The organism is Streptomyces sp. SM18 (genome assembly GCF_002910775.2).
GTDB classification, from domain to species: domain Bacteria; phylum Actinomycetota; class Actinomycetes; order Streptomycetales; family Streptomycetaceae; genus Streptomyces; species Streptomyces halstedii.
Window position 1 is genome coordinate 3,510,832 of sequence record NZ_CP029342.1, and the last position, 16,522, is coordinate 3,527,353.

Genomic DNA, 16,522 nt, shown 5'->3' on the forward strand with positions numbered 1-16,522 from the left:
TCGCGGCGGCGAACGGGGCCCAGCCCCTTCCTCTCCGGAGGGCCGGCCGGGTCAGCCCGTGCCGACCGGCGTCGGGTGGCGGTCTCGGCGGGGTGTTCCCGGAGCCTCGGGCCCGCGCCCCCCGGGGGCATTGACGTGGCCCGATAAGGTAATGGCCGACTAAAGAAATGATCAAATGCACCACCTTACCGCGCGCTCCTCAGGAGGAAGCCATGGGAACCCACCGCACATCTCTGCCCGGCGTCGGCGTGCAGTACGACTACACCACCGAATCGGGACAGCACATCTCCGTGGTCGTCCATCACGACGGACGGCGGTTCCTCGGGTTCTACGAGAAGGACGACCCTGATTCGTGCCGGCTGTCGGTACCCCTGACGACGGCCGAGGCCACCGGGCTCGCGCACCTCATCGACGCCGCGCCGATCGACGCCGTGCGCACCGAGGGGATCGACCTCGTCACCGAGCACATTCCGCTCGGGACCCGTTCGCCGTACGGCGGGCGGCTGCTCGGGGACACGAAGGCCCGTACCCGTACCGGGGCGTCCATCGTGGCTGTTCTGCGCACGCACAGTGCGCATCCGTCTCCGGGGCCGGACTTCCGGCTCGCCATCGGGGACACGCTTGTCGTTGTAGGAACGCGTGAGGGCGTGGACACGCTCTCCGAGATCATCGCGGAGGGCTGACCGTGCACGACACGACCGCACTGCTGGTGGAGCTGGGCTCCGTCATTCTGGGGCTCGGCATCATCGGACGCTTTGCCGGGCGGATAGGGCTTTCGCCCATTCCCCTGTACCTTCTGGCCGGACTGGCCTTCGGGGAAGGCGGGCTGCTACCGCTCGGCGCAAGTGAGGAGTTCACCGCCATCGGCGCCGAGATCGGCGTCATTCTTCTGCTTCTCCTGCTCGGACTGGAGTACAGCGCCTCCGAGCTCGTCACCAGTCTCAAGACGCAGTACCCGTCCGGAGCCGTCGACTTCGTGCTGAACGCGACGCCCGGCGCCATCGCCGGCCTGATGCTCGGATGGGGCCCCGTGGGCGCCGTCGCGCTCGCCGGTGTCACCTGGATCTCGTCCTCCGGTGTGATCGCCAAGGTGATGACGGACATGGGCCGTCTCGGTAACCGCGAGACCCCCGTCATCCTCGGTGTCCTCGTCATCGAGGACCTGGCCATGGCCGTCTACCTCCCGCTGCTCACCGCGATGCTGGCCGGTGTCGGTCTGGCCGGTGGCAGCATCGCCCTGCTGATCGCGCTCGGCACCGTCGGGTTCGTGCTCTACCTGGCGCTGCGCCATGGGCGGCTCATCAGCCGTGCCGTCTCCTCGGACAACCCCGAGATGCTGCTCCTCGTCGTGCTCGGGCTGACCGTCCTGGTCGCCGGTGTGGCACAGCAGCTCCAGGTCTCCGCCGCCGTGGGCGCCTTCCTCGTGGGTATCGCCCTGTCCGGTGAGGTCGCCGAGGGCGCCCGCAAACTGCTGACGCCGCTGCGCGACCTGTTCGCCGCCGTCTTCTTCGTCTTCTTCGGGCTGTCCACCAACCCGGCCGAGATCCCGCCGGTCCTGCTCCCGGCCGCCCTGCTCGCGGTCGTCACCATCTTCACCAAGATCGGCACCGGCTGGTACGCCTCGCGGCGCGCCGGCATCGGCCCCCGTGGCCGTTGGCGCGCGGGCGGCACGCTGGTCGCCCGTGGCGAGTTCTCGATCGTCATCGCCGGTCTGGCCGTGGCGACGGAGCCGAGGATCGGGCCCATCGCGACCGCGTATGTGCTGATCCTGGTGATCGTCGGGCCGCTCACGGCCCGTTGGACCGAGCCCGTCGCCTCCAAGCTCCAGGCGGTGCTCGCCGGTAAGGGGAAGGGCGCCGAGAAGGCCACGGCGGCCGAGGTGAAGGCCGTACCCGCTCCGGCGGGCGACGAGCCGAACCCCTCGCACGACAAACCGGCCCCGTCGCACGACGAACCGGCGCCCTCGCACGACGAGCCCGTCTCCGCGCGCGACAAGCCGAGGCCCTCGCACGACGACCTGACGCCCGAGCACGCCGGGCGCGACGCCGCCGACTGAACGACCGCGCCGGGCGGCCCGGCGTACAGCCCGGCTGGTCTCCGACCCCGCGGCTCTGCGTACGGCCCCGCGGCTCGGGCGTACGGCCGAGCGGGTAGACGGGCGGCGACGGAACTGACGCCGAGGTGATGTCGTTTCGGGACCCCCGATCCGTGGCAGGCACGCTTGGACTATGCAACGTTTGCATGGTCCAAGTGTCTTTTGACCGCCCTTCCACCGGATCGAGGTACCCCCTGTGACGCCCCCGCCCGCCGCCCCCGGTCCCCGCCATCCCGCGCCGCCGGCCGGCTGGAGGCGAACGGTGGCCCGGCTGCCCGTCCACCTCTTCCGCATGGGTCTCGGGCCGCTGTTCCGGAGGCGTCTGCTGCTGCTGGTGCACACCGGACGCGTCACGGGCGAGCAGCGCCGGACGGTGCTCGAAGTCGTGGCGGCGGAGCGGGTGGACGGGCGCAGGGCGTGGACCGTGGCGTCCGGATTCGGCGCGCGGGCGCACTGGTACCTCAACCTCCGGGCGGCCCCGCAGGCCGTGGCGCAGGTCGGGCGCGTCTACCACGCGGTGTCGGCCCGCTTCCTCACGCCCGAGGAGGGCGGGAGGTCGATGACCCGGTACGCGGAGCGGCATCCCCGTACCGCGCGCCGGCTCTGCGCGTACCTCGGGCACCCCGTGGACGGTGGCACCGAGGGCTACCGGCGGGCGGGCGAGGTCCTCCCGTTCGTCCTCCTGGTGGAGGACCACCCCTGAGGGCCGGACGGGCGGAGGATCACCCCGACACATTCCGGCCACAGCCCCTCACACGGTCGTGGGGGAGCGCGTCCGGCAACTTCTACACCGCTGTAGAGTTTCCCTGGTTCCGCACCACACATACCGCACCGTATGGAGACGTCATGGCCCTTTGGGATCGGATCAAGGAATCCGCGTCGTCGATGCAGCAGCAGTTGGAGGCGAAGAAGAACGACCTGAAGAGCGGGGCGTTCCGGGACGCGAGCATGGCCATCTGCGCCCTGGTCGCCGCCGCCGACGGTTCCATCGACCCGTCCGAGCGGCAGCGGGTCGCCGACCTGATCTCCGCCAACGACGTCCTGCGCAACTTCCCGGCGGAGGACCTCCAGCGGCGTTTCAACGGGTACGTGGACCAGCTCACCGCCGACTTCGCCTTCGGCAAGGTCAGTGTGCTCCAGGAGATCGCCAAGGCGAAGAAGAAGCCGGCCGAGGCGCGTGCCGTCATCCAGATCGGCATCGTCATCGGGGGCGCCGACGGCGACTTCGACGCGTCCGAGCGGGCCGTCGTGCGGGAGGCGTGCTTCGCGCTCGACCTGCCGCCGCACGAGTTCGACCTGTAGGCACCACCGTCAGGCACCGGGCGCGGTACGGGGTACGTCCCGCGCCCGCGCCCGTACGCCGGGCGCCTCTGGGCGGTCCACCCCACCGTCCGCGCCCGGCAGGCCGGGGGCGCCACCCCCCTGCGCGCCCCCGGCCGGCTCCCCGCCGCGCGTCCGCGCTCAGAGTTCCTTCGCCGGCCAGTCCAGCAGCCGGGCGCCGATCACCGCCGTCTGGAGCGAGTAGCGGTGGATCGGGTCGGACGGGTCGGACCCGGTCAACTGGTGGATGCGCTCCAGCCGGTACGTCAGCGCCCGCACGCTGAGCGCCAGCCGGCGGGCCGTCTCGGCGGCCACACAGCCCGCGTCGAAGTACACCGACAGCGTCTCCAGCAGGGGTTCCGCGCCGCCCCTCGCCTGCTGGAGCGGGCCGAGTTCGCTGCGCACCAGATCGGCCATCGCCTGCCGGTCCCGGGTCAGCACCGGGTAGACCAGCAGATCGGCGGAGTACAGCACCGGGTCGTCGAGCCCCATCCGCTCCGCCATGTCCAGCGCCTCCAGCGCCTCGTCGTACGAGTGGACGACACCGCCCGGACCCCGGTGCGGGCGGCCGACCGCGACCTGGCCGCCGTCCGTCGCCGCGTGCGCCTGCTTGGCGAAGTACCGCAGGACGTCGGGCTGACTGCCGGGCGCGATGCAGACGAGACGCCCGTCCTTCGTGGTCAGCAGGATCTTCCGGCCGCTGAACCGGGTGAGCAGGGCGGCTTCCACACTGCGCGACGCGGCGTCGCTCTCGGTGTACGCCTCCGGGCCCGCCGCCACCGCGACGGCGTGCGCCCGCGACAGCCGCAGCCCGAACCGGGTGGCGCGTTCCGCGAGCCGCCCCAGGTCACTGCGCCCGTACAGCAGGTCGTCGATGAACTCCCGGCGCGCGGCCTCCTCGCGGCGGACCGTCAGCCGCTGGGCCCGCTCGAAGCCTTCCGCGAAGGCGTCGACCGCCTGCTCCACGGCCGCCAGCACGGCGTCCGTGGCCGCCGCGTCCGTCCCCCTCGCCGTGGCGGGCCAGGACGCCCGGGTCTCCGCAAGATGGAGCCGTACCAGGGCCCGCAGTTGATGGCCGGCCTCCGCGGATTCGCGGCCCAGAGTCCGCCGGGACTCCAACTCCTCCCGGGTGAGCCGGCGGCCGGTGCCGGCGACCTCGCCCAGGATCTCGGCGTAGCCCCCCAGAAACCTGTCCGGGATCTCCGGTTCCGCCACGTCCCGCTCCTCCTTGTACGTAACAGCTATGTCATTGCGGCAACGCCCGGGAAGACGTGCCGATGCCCGGCAACCCGGTTCTGGCAAGTTTGCCGGAACCCGGCAATGCGCCGGAACGCGGCCCGATGGCACGATCAGCTCAGCAACACAACGGGGGAACCACGGGGGAACATCGGGGGACACGGGGGAAAAATCCCGGCCGTTGCGGGGTCGTTGACGCGATGCCGCAGCGCCGGGGCCCTCTCGCCCGCCACCGGACGGCCCCCGAATCGTACAAGGGTGCGCCACGGCGCAGGGGGTGGACCGGATGAACGAATTCCTTTCCGCGGCACTCGCCTTTCCCGCCGTCCTCTTCGGCGCCGCCCTGGTCGTCGTCATCTGTTTCTGGCTCCTGGTACTGGCAGGGGCCGCCGGGCACGACTCCTTCGACACCGACCTCGACGCCGACACGGTCGGTCTCGGTGGCGTGCCGGTCTCCGTCTCGCTCTCGCTGCTGGTCCTCGTCTCCTGGTTCGTCAGCCTGACGGGATCCGTTCTGGTGCTCCGCAGCGACGCCACGGGAACCACACGGGCCCTGCTCCACGTCTCCGTGCTCGTAGGGGCACTGTTCATCGCCTGGGGGGTGGTCCGTATGGTCCTGCGCCGGTTCCGCAGGTACTTCCCCGCGGAGCCTCCACCATCCCGGCAGGACTTCGTGGGGCAGATCTGCACGGTCCGCACGGGTACGGTCGGTGCCGACTTCGGGCAGGCGGAGGTCGCCGCGGCCGACGGCTCGACCGCGATCGTCCAGGTCCGGCAGCCCGAGCAGCCGAGTACACCGGGCGAGCCGCTGACCTACGGCAGCACGGGACTCCTCTACGCGTACGACGCCGAGGGTGAGTTCTTCTGGGTCTCGCCGTACGACGCCGCGCTCGCCCCACGCCCCGTGCCACGCGAAGCGGGCTGACGTCCCGCCCGCCGTCCGGGCCGGCCTCCGTGCCGGCTCCCGGCCCGGCATGCCCCGAAACCGGCGTGCCGCCCACTTCCTCCTCATCTCACCAGCCGTCAAGGACTGACATGGATGCCATCTCCTTGGGCGTCGGCGTGCTGATCGCCGTTGTCCTGCTCATCGTCATCACTCTGGTCTTCGTCGTCACCCGGCTCTTCCGCAAGGTCGAACAGGGCAAGGCGCTGATCATCTCCAAGACCAAGAAGGTGGACGTCACCTTCACCGGCGCGGTCGTCCTGCCGGTCCTCCACAAGGCCGAGACGATGGACATCTCGGTCAAGACGATCGAGATCCGTCGCACCGGACGTGAGGGGCTGATCTGCCAGGACAACATCCGCGCCGACATCCACATCACGTTCTTCGTCCGGGTCAACAAGACCGTCGAGGACGTCATCAAGGTCGCCCAGTCCATCGGTACCGAGCGGGCCAGCGACAAGATCGCCATCCAGGAGTTCTTCGTCGCGAAGTTCTCGGAGGCGGTCAAGACCGTCGGCAAGCAGCTCGACTTCGTCGATCTCTACACCAAGCGCGAGGAGTTCCGGGACCGGATCATCCGGGTCATCGGGACCGACCTGAACGGCTACCACCTCGACGACGCCGCGATCGACTTCCTCGAGCAGACGCCGATGGTCCAGCTCGACGGGGCCAACATCCTGGACGCGCAGGGCATCCGCAAGATCACCGAGCTGACGGCGATCGAGCACGTGCGGACCAACGAGTTCCAGCGCACCGAGCAGAAGGAGATCACCCGGCAGGACGTCGACGCCCGCGAGACCATCCTGGAGCTGGAGCGCCGGCAGGCCGAGGCGGAGATCAAGCAGCGCCGCGAGGTCGAGACGCTGCGGGCCCGTGAGGAGGCCGTCACGGCCCGGGTGCAGGAGGAGGAGCGGCTCGGTGCGCAGAGCGCGTTCATCCGTACCGAGGAGCAGCTCGGCATCCAGCGGGAGAACCAGGCCCGGGAGGTCGCGGTCGCGCAGAAGAACCGCGAGCGGGTCATCGCCGTGGAGAACGAGCGCATCGAGAAGGACCGGATGCTGGAGGTCATCGGGCGTGAGCGCGAGACCGAGCTGAACCGGATCGCCGCGACGAAGGAGGTCGAGGCCGAGCGCCGTGAGGTCGCGGACGTGATCCGGGAGCGGATCGCGGTGGACCGTACGGTCGCCGAGCAGGAGGAGTCGATCCGCACTCTGCGGGCCGTCGAGGAGTCGGAGCGCACCCGCAAGTCCGTGATCATCGCGGCGGAGGCGGAGGCCCAGGAGAAGCTGGTCAAGGACATCAAGGCGGCGGAGGCCGCGGAGGCGGCCGCGACGCACCTGGCGGCCGAGCAGCTGACGCTCGCCGAGGCCCGGCTGAAGACCGCCGACCTCGACGCGCAGGCGAAGCTGCGGCTGGCGGAGGGCATCCAGGCGGAGTCCGCCGCGCCGGGGCTGGCGGAGGTCCAGGTCCGGGACGCGCAGGCCGACGTCACCGAGAAGGCCGGCCTCGCGGAGGCCCAGGCGACCGAGGCACGGCTCAAGGCCGAGGCGGAGGGCGCGCGGCTCAAGGCGCTGGCGGCCGCGGAGGGTACGCAGGCCCAGGCGTCGGCGGACGCGGCGGTCATCGGCGAGAAGCTGAAGGCCGAGGCGGAGGGCCTCACGAAGAAGGCGGCGGCGATGGCCGCGCTGGACGAGGCCTCGCGCGGACACGAGGAGTACCGGCTGCGGCTGGCCGCGGAGAAGGAGATCCGGCTGGCGGAGTTCGACGTCCAGCGGCAGGTGGCCGAGGCGCAGGCGACGGTCCTGGCGACGGGGCTGGAGAACGCGGACATCGACATCGTCGGCGGGGACTCGGTCTTCTTCGACCGGCTCGTCTCGTCGATCTCGCTGGGGCGGAGCGTGGACGGCTTCGTCGAGAACTCCAAGACGGCCCAGACGCTCGCCGGGCCGTGGCTGGACGGCAGCGCGTCCTTCACGGACGACCTGACCCGGGTGCTGGGGTCCGTCTCCTCGGGAGACGTGCAGAACCTCACGGTGTCGGCGTTGCTGATGCGGCTGATGCGGGGGACGTCGGGGGCGGCCACGGGTCAGGTACGGCAGTTGCTGGCGGCGGCGGAGGAGCTGGGGCTGGCGGGGATGACGGTGTCGTCGCTGGCCGGGGGTACGGGGGCGGCTGTCGCCGCCGAGCCTTCGGTGAACGGGGCGGGGGTGTAGGCCTCCGGCCGGGTCCGGGGTCGCCCGGGGCGCCGGGTGGGCGTTCGGGCGGGGCCCGGACCGGGGGTGCGCCCTCACCGGCGCGGGGGTTCCGTCCTCAAGCGCCGGACGGGCTGGGATGGCGGGCCTCGACCAGGGGGCGCGCCCTCACCGGCGCCAGGGTTCCGTCCTCAAACGCCGGACGGGCTGGATGGTGGCCCTCGACCGGGGGGCGCGCCCGCGCCACCGCGAGGGTTCCGTCCTCAAACGCCGGACGGGCTGGATGGTGGCCCGGAGGGTGGTGGGTCGGAGCGTGGGGGCCCGGAGCGTGGTGGGCCGGTGGGTGTTGTCAGTGTGAGTGGAAATTTCGTAGGGAGCCGTACGCATGGAACGTGACACCACACTCACCGATGGCGGTGCCTACGACGTGCTCCGGCGGCGGCTGGCGGCGCGGGCCGATGAGCTCGTCCGGCGGGCCGAGGCGCTCAACGCGCGCCGGACCGAGGAGTTCGGGTCCACCGGGCTGCGGCTGCTGGCCACCGAGCAGGTGCACACCGAGCGGGCCTCGCTCGCCCGCGACCTGGTGGCGGTCGGCGGACGGCTGCTGTTCGGCTTCGAACGCGGCCCCGGGGTCGGCGGTGAGGCCCAGGTCGGTGACGTCCTCGTCCTCCGCGAGGCCGGCCTGGACGAGGTGGTGGGCGAAGGGCCGCTGGCCGACGAGGCGTTCGTACGGGAGTTCGCGGGCCTGCACCGCTACTTCCGGGACGCCCGGCTGCTGCGGCTGCGGCGGGTCAACGGGCGGCTGATCGCCGTCTTCCGTACCGGGGAGAACGCCGAGGACGTCCGGGTCCTGCGGTGGGCCCTGGGCCCGGACGGGACGCCCGGGGAGTTCCTGGACGCGCGCGGCGAGAAGGACCACGTCTTCCCGCCCTCGCACGACTTCGACTGGACCCCGGCCGGACGGGAGGCCCACCGGACCGGCCGGCACCCGCACATCGCGGTGGCCGAGGGGGCGCTCTTCGTCGACACCCTCGGCGGCACGCTCACCGTCAAGACCGAGGACGACACCGAGACCCCCGACGGCATCTACGAGGAGCCCGTCGACGAGCCCCTCCAGTCCCTCGCGGACGCCGACGTGGAGTACGCGCGGGCCGGGCCGCTGGTCCTGCTGCGGGTGCGCCCGTACAAGGAGGAGGCCTGGCGGTACCTGGTCTTCAACACCCTGCTCGGCCGGGTCCAGCGGCTCGACGCGATCGGGCCGTCGTGCCACCGGCTCCCCGAGGACCAGGGGATCATCTTCCCCGGCGGCACCTACCTCACCACCGGGGCCGCCAAGACGTTCGACACCGCCGAGGAGCTGACCGACCCCGTCTTCGAGGGCGCCGTCCGCTCGCCCAACGGCGAGGACGTGCTGTACGTCTTCCGGTCCCGCGACGAGAGCCGCACCCTGCTCCTGCCCTACAACCTGATCCGCCAGGAGGTCGCCACCCCGCTGCTCGGCCGGGGCCACGCCCTCCTCGACGACGGCACCCTCGTCCTGCTGAAGGGCGGCGAGGACGGTCCCGCCCGCGTCCACCCGACGCAGCGCTGGCAGACCCCGTTCGTCTCCGACACCTACGCCGCCGCGCACCCCGCCGGGACCGGCCCGCTCGCCCGGACCGGCAACGCCGACCTGGTGCGCGGGATCTCCGACTGCCTCGCCCTCGCGCACGGCGTACGCGACATGACGCCGACCGCCGCCGTGTACGCCCGGCTCGTCTCCGACTGCGCCCGCGCGGGCGACCGCTACCACTGGCTCACCGACCCCGAGCTGGGCGGGCTCGCCGAGCCCCTCGCGGAGATCGGGGCCACCGCGGGCCAGGTCCTCGCCGAGTTCGAGACGGTGCGGGAGCTCACCCGGCAGGCCGCCGACGCCCTCAACGAGACGGCGGCCCGGCTCACCGCCCTGGTCCGCCGCATCCGGGGCGAGGCCCCGCGCTCGGCCGCCGCCTGGGTCGAGCAGCTCACCGAACTACGGCGTACGCACGGCCACTTGTCCACCCTCGCGGAGATGCGGTACGCGGACACCGAGCGGATCGCCGAGCTGTCCGCCGAGGCCGAGGACGACCTGGAGTCGGCCGCCCGGCGGGCCGTCGCCTTCCTCTCCCGGGACGACGCCTTCGCCGGGTACCACGAGGAGCTGACCGCGCTCACCGCCACCGCCGAGGAGCTGGCGGCGGTCGCGGACGCCTCGGAGGTGGCCGACCGGCTCACGGAGATCACCGAGGGGCTGGGGACCGTCACGGACGTGGTGGCCGGGCTCGACATCGGGGACGCCACCGTCCGTACGTCGATCCTGGAGCGGATCGCCGGGGTCCTGGGGGACGCCAACCGGGCCCGTGCCACCCTCGACGCCCGCCGCCGGGAGCTGCTGTCACGGGAGGGGCGGGCCGAGTTCGCCGCCGAGTTCGCCCTGCTCGGGCAGGCCGTCACCGGGGCGCTGGCCGCCGCCGACTCCCCCGAGTCCTGCGACGAGCAGCTGGCGCGGCTGCTGCTCCAGCTGGAGAACCTGGAGTCCCGGTTCGCGGAGTCCGACGACTTCCTCGGCCGGCTGTCCGAGCGCCGGACCGAGGTGTACGAGGCGTTCTCGGCCCGCCGCCAGACCCTCCAGGACGCCCGCGCCCGCCGCGCCGAACGGCTCGCGGACTCGGCCGCCCGGGTGCTGGAGACGGTCACCCGGCGCCTCGCCGCCCTGGAGGACCTGGACGCGGTCCACACGTACTTCGCCTCCGACCCGATGGTCGCCAAGGTCCGGCGCACCGCCGACGAGCTGCGCGAGCTGGGCGACCCGGTGCGCGCCGAGGAGCTGGACGGGCGGCTGAAGGCGGCCCGCCAGGAGGCCGGGCGGGCGCTGCGGGACCGCGGTGAGCTGTACGCGGACGGCGGCACGGTGCTCAGGCTGGGCCGCCACCGGTTCGCGGTGAACACCCAGCCCTTCGACCTCACCCTGGTCCCGCACGGGGACCGGCTCGCCTTCGCGCTGACCGGCACCGACTACCGGGCCCCGGTCACGGACCCGGAGTTCGCCGCGACCCGCCCGTACTGGGACCGGCTGCTGCCCTCCGAGTCGCGGGAGGTCTACCGCGCCGAGTATCTGGCCGCCCGGCTGCTGGACGAGCACGGCGCCGCCGCCCTCGCGGGTACGGAGGACCTGGCCGCGCTCGTCCGGGAGGCGGCCGCCGCCGCGTACGACGAGGGCCACCAGCGGGGCGTGCACGACGAGGACGCCACCGCGATTCTGACCGTCCTGCTGCGGCTGCACGCCGGCGCGGGGCTGCTGCGGTTCACGCCCGCCGTGCGCGCCGCCGCGCAGCTCTTCTGGGCGCACGACGCGGACGAGGCGCTGCGGACGTCCTGGACGCGCCGGGCGGTGTCGCTGGCGCGGGCCCGCGACACCTTCGGGCTCGCCCCGGCGATCACGGTCCTCCAGGAGGAGTGGGCGGCGGTGATGGGGGCGGGGCAGGCGGCCGCCGTGTACCTCTTCGAGGAGCTGACGAGCGGTCCGGCCGGATTCGCCACCAGCGCCGCGACCCGTACCTTCCTGGAGAAGTTCCGCCGGGCGACGGGGACGTCGGCGTACGACGAGGACCTGGCCGCGCTCCACGACGACCTGCCGGCCCGGCGCCAGCTGGTCGAGGGCTGGCTCACCTCGTACGCCGCCGCGAGCGGTGCCGACGCGGACGCCGGTGACCTCGCGGAGGCCGCCGCCGTGGAGCTGTGCCCGAAGCTGGAACGGTACGACGTGGACGCCCCGCTCACCGCGACCGTGGAGGGGCTGCTCGGCGACCACCCCCGGATCGAGCGGGGCACCCTTCCCGTACGGCTCGACGAACTCCTCGCCCGCACCGCGGAGTTCCGGGCCGAGGCGGTCCCCGGGTTCCGGGCGTACCAACGGCTGCGCACCACCCTCGTGGAGAGCGAGCGCACCCGGCTGCGGCTGGACGACCACCGGCCGCGCGTGATGTCGGCGTTCGTCCGCAACCGGCTGCTGGACGAGGTGTACCTGCCACTGATCGGGGACAGCCTCGCCAAGCAGCTGGGCACCGCCGACGCGGACCGGCGCACCGACTCGCAGGGCCTTCTGCTGCTGGTCTCCCCGCCGGGTTACGGCAAGACGACGCTCATGGAGTACGTCGCCGACCGGCTCGGCATGGTCCTGGTGAAGGTCGGCGGGCCGAACCTCGGCCACGAGGTGACTTCCCTGGACCCGGCGCAGGCGCCCGGGGCGACGGCCCGCCGGGAGGTCGAGAAGATCAACTTCGCGCTGGAGTCGGGCAACAACACCCTGCTCTACCTGGACGACATCCAGCACACCTCGCCCGAGCTGCTCCAGAAGTTCATCCCGCTCTGCGACGCCACCCGCCGGGTGGAGGGGGTGCGGGACGGCGAGCCGCGCAGCTACGACCTGCGGGGGAAGCGCTTCGCCGTGGTCATGGCGGGCAACCCGTACACCGAGTCCGGGGAGCGGTTCCGGATCCCGGACATGCTCGCCAACCGGGCCGACGTGTGGAACCTCGGCGAGGTGCTGAGCGGCCGGGAGGACGTCTTCGCGCTGAGCTTCGTCGAGAACGCCCTCACCGCCAACCCGGTCCTCGCCCCGCTCGCCGGCCGTTCCCGCGACGACCTCGGGGTGCTCGTGCGCATGGCGTCCGGGTCGGACCTCGCGGCCCGCGCCGACCAGTTGGAGCACGCCTACGCCCCGGCGGAGCTGGAGCGGATCGTGGCGGTCCTGCGCCATCTGCTCACCGCCCGGGAGACCGTCCTCGCGGTGAACGCGGCCTACATCGCCTCGGCGGCGCGGACGGACGCGACGCGCACCGAACCGCCGTTCCGGTTGCAGGGTTCCTACCGCGACATGAACAAGATCGCCGAGCGGATCGAGCCGGTGATGAACGAGGAGGAGCTGGACGCCGTCGTCGACGACCACTACGCGGGCGAGGCCCAGACCCTCACCACCGGCGCCGAGGCGAACCTGCTGAAGCTGGCCGCCCTGCGGGGCCGGCTCACCGGCCGGCAGGCCGAGCGCTGGGCGGCGATCACCGCCTCGTACGTACGCGCGCAGGCGCTCGGCGGACCGGAGGAGGACCCGCTCACCCGGGCGGTCGCGGCCCTGGGGCTGCTCGCGGACCGGGTCGCGGCGGTGGAGACGGCCATCGACCGGGCGGCCGACCCCCGCCGTCTCCTGGCGGGCCCGGGGCCGGTCCACGACTGACAGGAGGAGGGTCACCAGGCATGCTGGGTTTCGTGTCCCCACTACCGCACCAGTCCCAATCCCCCGCAGGCGGCGGCCACATGCTGGTCTGCGGCGACGACGCGCTCGCCCGGCGGCTCGCCGTGGAGCTGCGCTACGTGTACGGCGAACGGGTCACGCTGCTCCTCCCGCCGGACCGCGACCTCTCCTCCCGGCCCGAGTTACCCCTCACCCAACGGGCCCGCGCCGCCGCCCTGTTCGGCCGGATGTCGGCGGCGATGAACCGCGCGGGCGCGGCGGGCGGGGCCGGTGACGGCGACACCAACGCCGGGGTCGAGGCCGTCCGCATCATGGAGGCGCACGAGCCCTCGGACGAGGTGCTGGAGGAGGCGGGCGTCGACCGGGCGGCCGCGCTCGCCCTGGTCTACGACGACGACGAGCTGAACATACGGGCCGCCCTGACGGCCCGTCGGCTCAACCCGCGTCTGCGGCTGGTCATCCGGCTCTACAACCGCAAACTGGGCCAGCACCTGGAGACCCTGCTCGACCAGGCCGCGGCCCTCGCCGTGCCCGGCCTGGACCCGGAGCTGCTGGACGCCTCCACCACCGTGCTGTCCGACGCCGACACCGCGGCCCCGGCGCTGGCCGCCACGGCGGTCACCGGCAGCAGCAAGGTCATCCAGGCCGAGGGCCTGCTCCTGCGCGCCGCCGAACGCACCCCGCCCCGGCAGGGCGAGCTGGCCGACCCCGGACTGTGCACCCTGGCGCTCCTGTCGTCCACCACCCATGACCCGGCGGGCGCCGAGGGCTCCGACAGCAGCGGCGACGAGGGCCCCCAACTCCTGCCCGACCAGGCGACGGTGGCCGCCGCCACCGGGCGGGGCACGGTGGTCCTGGAGGCCATCAGCCACGCGGGGCCCGACCGGGTCGCGGTCCGCATGGGCGGCCGTGGCGCGCCGCTGAGCCACATCTTCTCGCGCCGGCTGCGCTGGTCGGCGCTGGGCGTGATGGCCGCCGCCGTGGCGCTGGCCATCGCCTCCGTCGTCACCACCGGCGACAGCCCGCTGCACGCCACCTACCTCACCCTGCTCGACCTGCTCGCGATGGGCGATCCGGCCGAGGACGGGCCGGATGCCCGCCAGATCATCCAGCTGCTGTCCGGGATGGCCGGGCTGCTGCTCCTGCCGCTGCTGGTGGCCGCCGTCCTGGAGGCCTTCGGGTCCCTGCGCAACGCCTCCTCGCTGCGCCGGCCCCCGCGTGGTCTGTCCGGGCACGTGGTGCTGCTCGGCCTCGGCAAGATCGGCACCCGGGTGCTGGTACACCTGCGGGAGCTGGACATCCCCGTGGTGGTCGTCGAGGAGGACCCGGACGCGCGGGGCATCCCGCTGGCCCGGGGCATGCACGTGCCGACGGTCATCGGCGACGTCACCCAGGAAGGGGTCCTGGAGGCGGCCAAGATCCGCCGGGCGCGGGCCCTCCTCGCCCTGACCAGCGTGGACACGACCAACCTCGAAGCCGCGCTGTACGCCCGCCACGTCAAGCCCGACCTGCGGGTGGCCCTGCGCCTGTACGACGACGAGTTCGCCACCGCCGTCTACCGCACCCTGCGCACCGCCCACCCGCAGGCGCTCACCCGCTCCCGCTCGGTGTCCCACCTGGCCGCGCCGTCGTTCGCGGTCGCCATGATGGGCCGGCAGATCCTCGGGGCGGTCCCGGTCGAACGCAAGGTGATGCTGTTCGCCGCCCTGGAGGTGGGCGCCCACCCGCAGCTGGCGGGCCGCACCGTCGAGCAGGCCTTCCGGGCCGGCGCCTGGCGGGTCCTGGCGCTGGACGCCACCCCGCCGCGCGACCGCCAACCCGATCTGGCCGCGGTACCGCCGTACGACCCTTCGGAGCCGGAGGCGGCCGCCCGGCCCTCCGGGCTGGTCTGGAACCTCCACCCGGGCTATGTGCTGCGCCCGGAGGACCGGGTCGTCATCGCCGCGACCCGGCGCGGCCTGGCGGAGCTGCTGCGCGGGCAGCGGACGGCGACGGCGGGGCGGTAGGCGGAGCCCGGGGCGGGCGGTGGCGGTGGCGGAGGGCCCGGGGGGCGGGGTCCGGGGGCGGGGTCCGGGGGGGCCGGTTCCCGACCCGGGCCGGACTCCGCGCCCGGGTCCGGGCGTCAGCGGAACATGCCCATGGCCTCCCGTACCTCCGTCAGGGTCGCCTCGGCCACGGCGTTCGCGCGCTCGTTCCCGGCGCGCAGGATGTCCCGTACCTGGCCCATGTCCTGGGCGTACTCCGCCCGCCGGGCACGGATGGGGGCCATCTTCGCGTTGACCGCGTCCGTCACGGTCCGCTTCAGCGCGGCGGCCCCGCCGTCGCCGATCTCCTCGGCGACGGCGTGCGGGTCGCGGTCCAGGCAGAGCGCGGCCAGCAGCACCAGGCCGGCCACCCCGGGCCGCGTCGCGGGCTCGTAGGTGATGTGCCGGTCGGCGTCGGTGGTGGCGCCCTTGATCAGCCGGGCGGTCTCGTCCTCGCTCGCGCCCAGGGCGACGGAGTTGCCGCGGCTCTTGCTCATCTTGGTGCCGTCGGTACCCAGCAGCAGGGGCGTGGCGGAGAGCAGGGCGTCGGGTTCCGGGAAGACGGGACCGTACCGCTCGTTGAAGCGCCGGGCGACGGTACGGGTGATCTCCAGGTGCGGCAGCTGGTCCTGCCCCACGGGCACGAGGTTGCCCTTGCAGAAGAGGATGTCGGCGGCCTGGTGGACCGGGTAGGTGTACATGAGCCCGCTGACGGCCGCCTGCCGGGAGTGGGCGATCTCGTCCTTCACCGTGGGGTTGCGGCCCAGCTCGGCGACGGAGACGAGCGAGAGGAACGGCAGGAGCAGCTGGTTGAGGGCCGGTACCGCGCTGTGGTTGAAGACCGTCGTCCGGGCGGGGTCCACACCGATCGCCAGGTAGTCCAGCAGCAGGCCCTCCACGTACTCGCCGAGCCGCTCGGCGACGTCCCGGTCGGTGAGGACCTGGTAGTCGGCGATGAGGACGAACACCTCCGCGCCGAGGTCCTGGAGCCGCACCCGGTTGTGCAGGGTGCCGAAGTAGTGGCCGAGGTGCAGGGCGCCGGTCGGCCGGTCGCCGGTGAGGATCCGGAAGCGTCCGGGGTCCACGGCGATCTGCCGCTCCAGCTCGGCGCTGCGGAGCGCGGCGGGGGTCATGGGCTGGTCGGTGACGGTGGTCACAGGTCTCTCCTCGCGAGGTGGATGCGTGGAGGACGGCCCGCCCGAGGCGCCGGGCGACGAAGAAGGGCCGTCCATGTCGAACGGCCCTTGTTCCGTGCGTGCAGATGAGGTGGCCGCTCCTAGGAGGAGCGCCACCAGGTGCGGCACGGGACGGAGGTCATGGGGTGAGTGTAGCGGCCACGGGTCGGCGGGCGGGAGGAACGGCGCACGTGATCCCGCTCGCGTCGCGGAGGTGGCCGTACCGGGGCGATCCTGGAAGGGCGGCCGGGAAAGGCCGCCACGGGCC

10 protein-coding genes are annotated in these 16,522 nt (G+C 73.1%); 8 read left to right on the plus strand and 2 right to left on the minus strand.

Annotation, left to right across the window (positions count from 1 at the left end; translation table 11 throughout):
- Positions 1–212: 212 nt before the first annotated feature.
- The 4 genes from B9S64_RS15660 (at position 213) to B9S64_RS15675 (ending at position 3,397) form a co-directional block, all read left to right on the plus strand.
- Positions 213–683, plus strand: a complete 471-nt coding sequence (locus tag B9S64_RS15660; protein WP_014047041.1) for a cation:proton antiporter regulatory subunit — start codon at positions 213–215, stop codon at positions 681–683.
- Positions 684–685: 2 nt separating this feature from the next.
- Positions 686–2,056, plus strand: coding sequence for a cation:proton antiporter (locus tag B9S64_RS15665; RefSeq protein ID WP_103491879.1), 1,371 nt, complete (start codon positions 686–688; stop codon positions 2,054–2,056).
- Positions 2,057–2,291: 235 nt separating this feature from the next.
- The gene (locus B9S64_RS15670; RefSeq protein WP_103491878.1) at positions 2,292–2,798 is read left to right on the plus strand and encodes a nitroreductase family deazaflavin-dependent oxidoreductase; all 507 of its coding nucleotides are present in this window, start codon (positions 2,292–2,294) and stop codon (positions 2,796–2,798) included.
- A 143-nt stretch (positions 2,799–2,941) separates the two neighbouring features.
- The gene (locus B9S64_RS15675; RefSeq protein ID WP_028441562.1) at positions 2,942–3,397 is read left to right on the plus strand and encodes a tellurite resistance TerB family protein; all 456 of its coding nucleotides are present in this window, start codon (positions 2,942–2,944) and stop codon (positions 3,395–3,397) included.
- Positions 3,398–3,556: 159 nt separating this feature from the next.
- On the opposite strand, the gene B9S64_RS15680 is transcribed toward B9S64_RS15675, so the two are convergent.
- The gene (locus tag B9S64_RS15680; RefSeq protein ID WP_103491877.1) at positions 3,557–4,630 is read right to left on the minus strand and encodes a CdaR family transcriptional regulator; all 1,074 of its coding nucleotides are present in this window, start codon (positions 4,628–4,630) and stop codon (positions 3,557–3,559) included.
- Positions 4,631–4,937: 307 nt separating this feature from the next.
- Here B9S64_RS15680 and B9S64_RS15685 point away from each other — a divergent pair, with 307 nt between their 5' ends.
- From B9S64_RS15685 to B9S64_RS15705, 4 genes are all read left to right on the plus strand, one after another.
- Complete coding sequence (locus B9S64_RS15685) at positions 4,938–5,576, plus strand: hypothetical protein (protein ID WP_103491876.1); 639 nt, start codon at positions 4,938–4,940, stop codon at positions 5,574–5,576.
- Positions 5,577–5,686: 110 nt separating this feature from the next.
- A complete protein-coding gene (locus B9S64_RS15690; RefSeq protein ID WP_103491875.1) occupies positions 5,687–7,807 on the plus strand; it encodes a hypothetical protein in 2,121 nt (706 codons plus the stop codon).
- 364 nt (positions 7,808–8,171) lie between these two features.
- Complete coding sequence (locus B9S64_RS15700; protein ID WP_103491874.1) at positions 8,172–13,037, plus strand: DNA repair ATPase; 4,866 nt, start codon at positions 8,172–8,174, stop codon at positions 13,035–13,037.
- 20 nt (positions 13,038–13,057) lie between these two features.
- Positions 13,058–15,061 carry an NAD(P)-binding protein gene (locus B9S64_RS15705; protein WP_103491873.1) on the plus strand — a complete coding sequence of 668 codons (2,004 nt, stop codon included), beginning with the start codon at positions 13,058–13,060 and terminating at the stop codon, positions 15,059–15,061.
- A 116-nt stretch (positions 15,062–15,177) separates the two neighbouring features.
- On the opposite strand, the gene trpS is transcribed toward B9S64_RS15705, so the two are convergent.
- Positions 15,178–16,236 (minus strand): tryptophan--tRNA ligase, encoded by a 1,059-nt coding sequence (trpS, locus tag B9S64_RS15715; RefSeq protein ID WP_103491872.1) that lies wholly within the window; start codon positions 16,234–16,236, stop codon positions 15,178–15,180.
- Positions 16,237–16,522 lie beyond the last annotated feature (286 nt).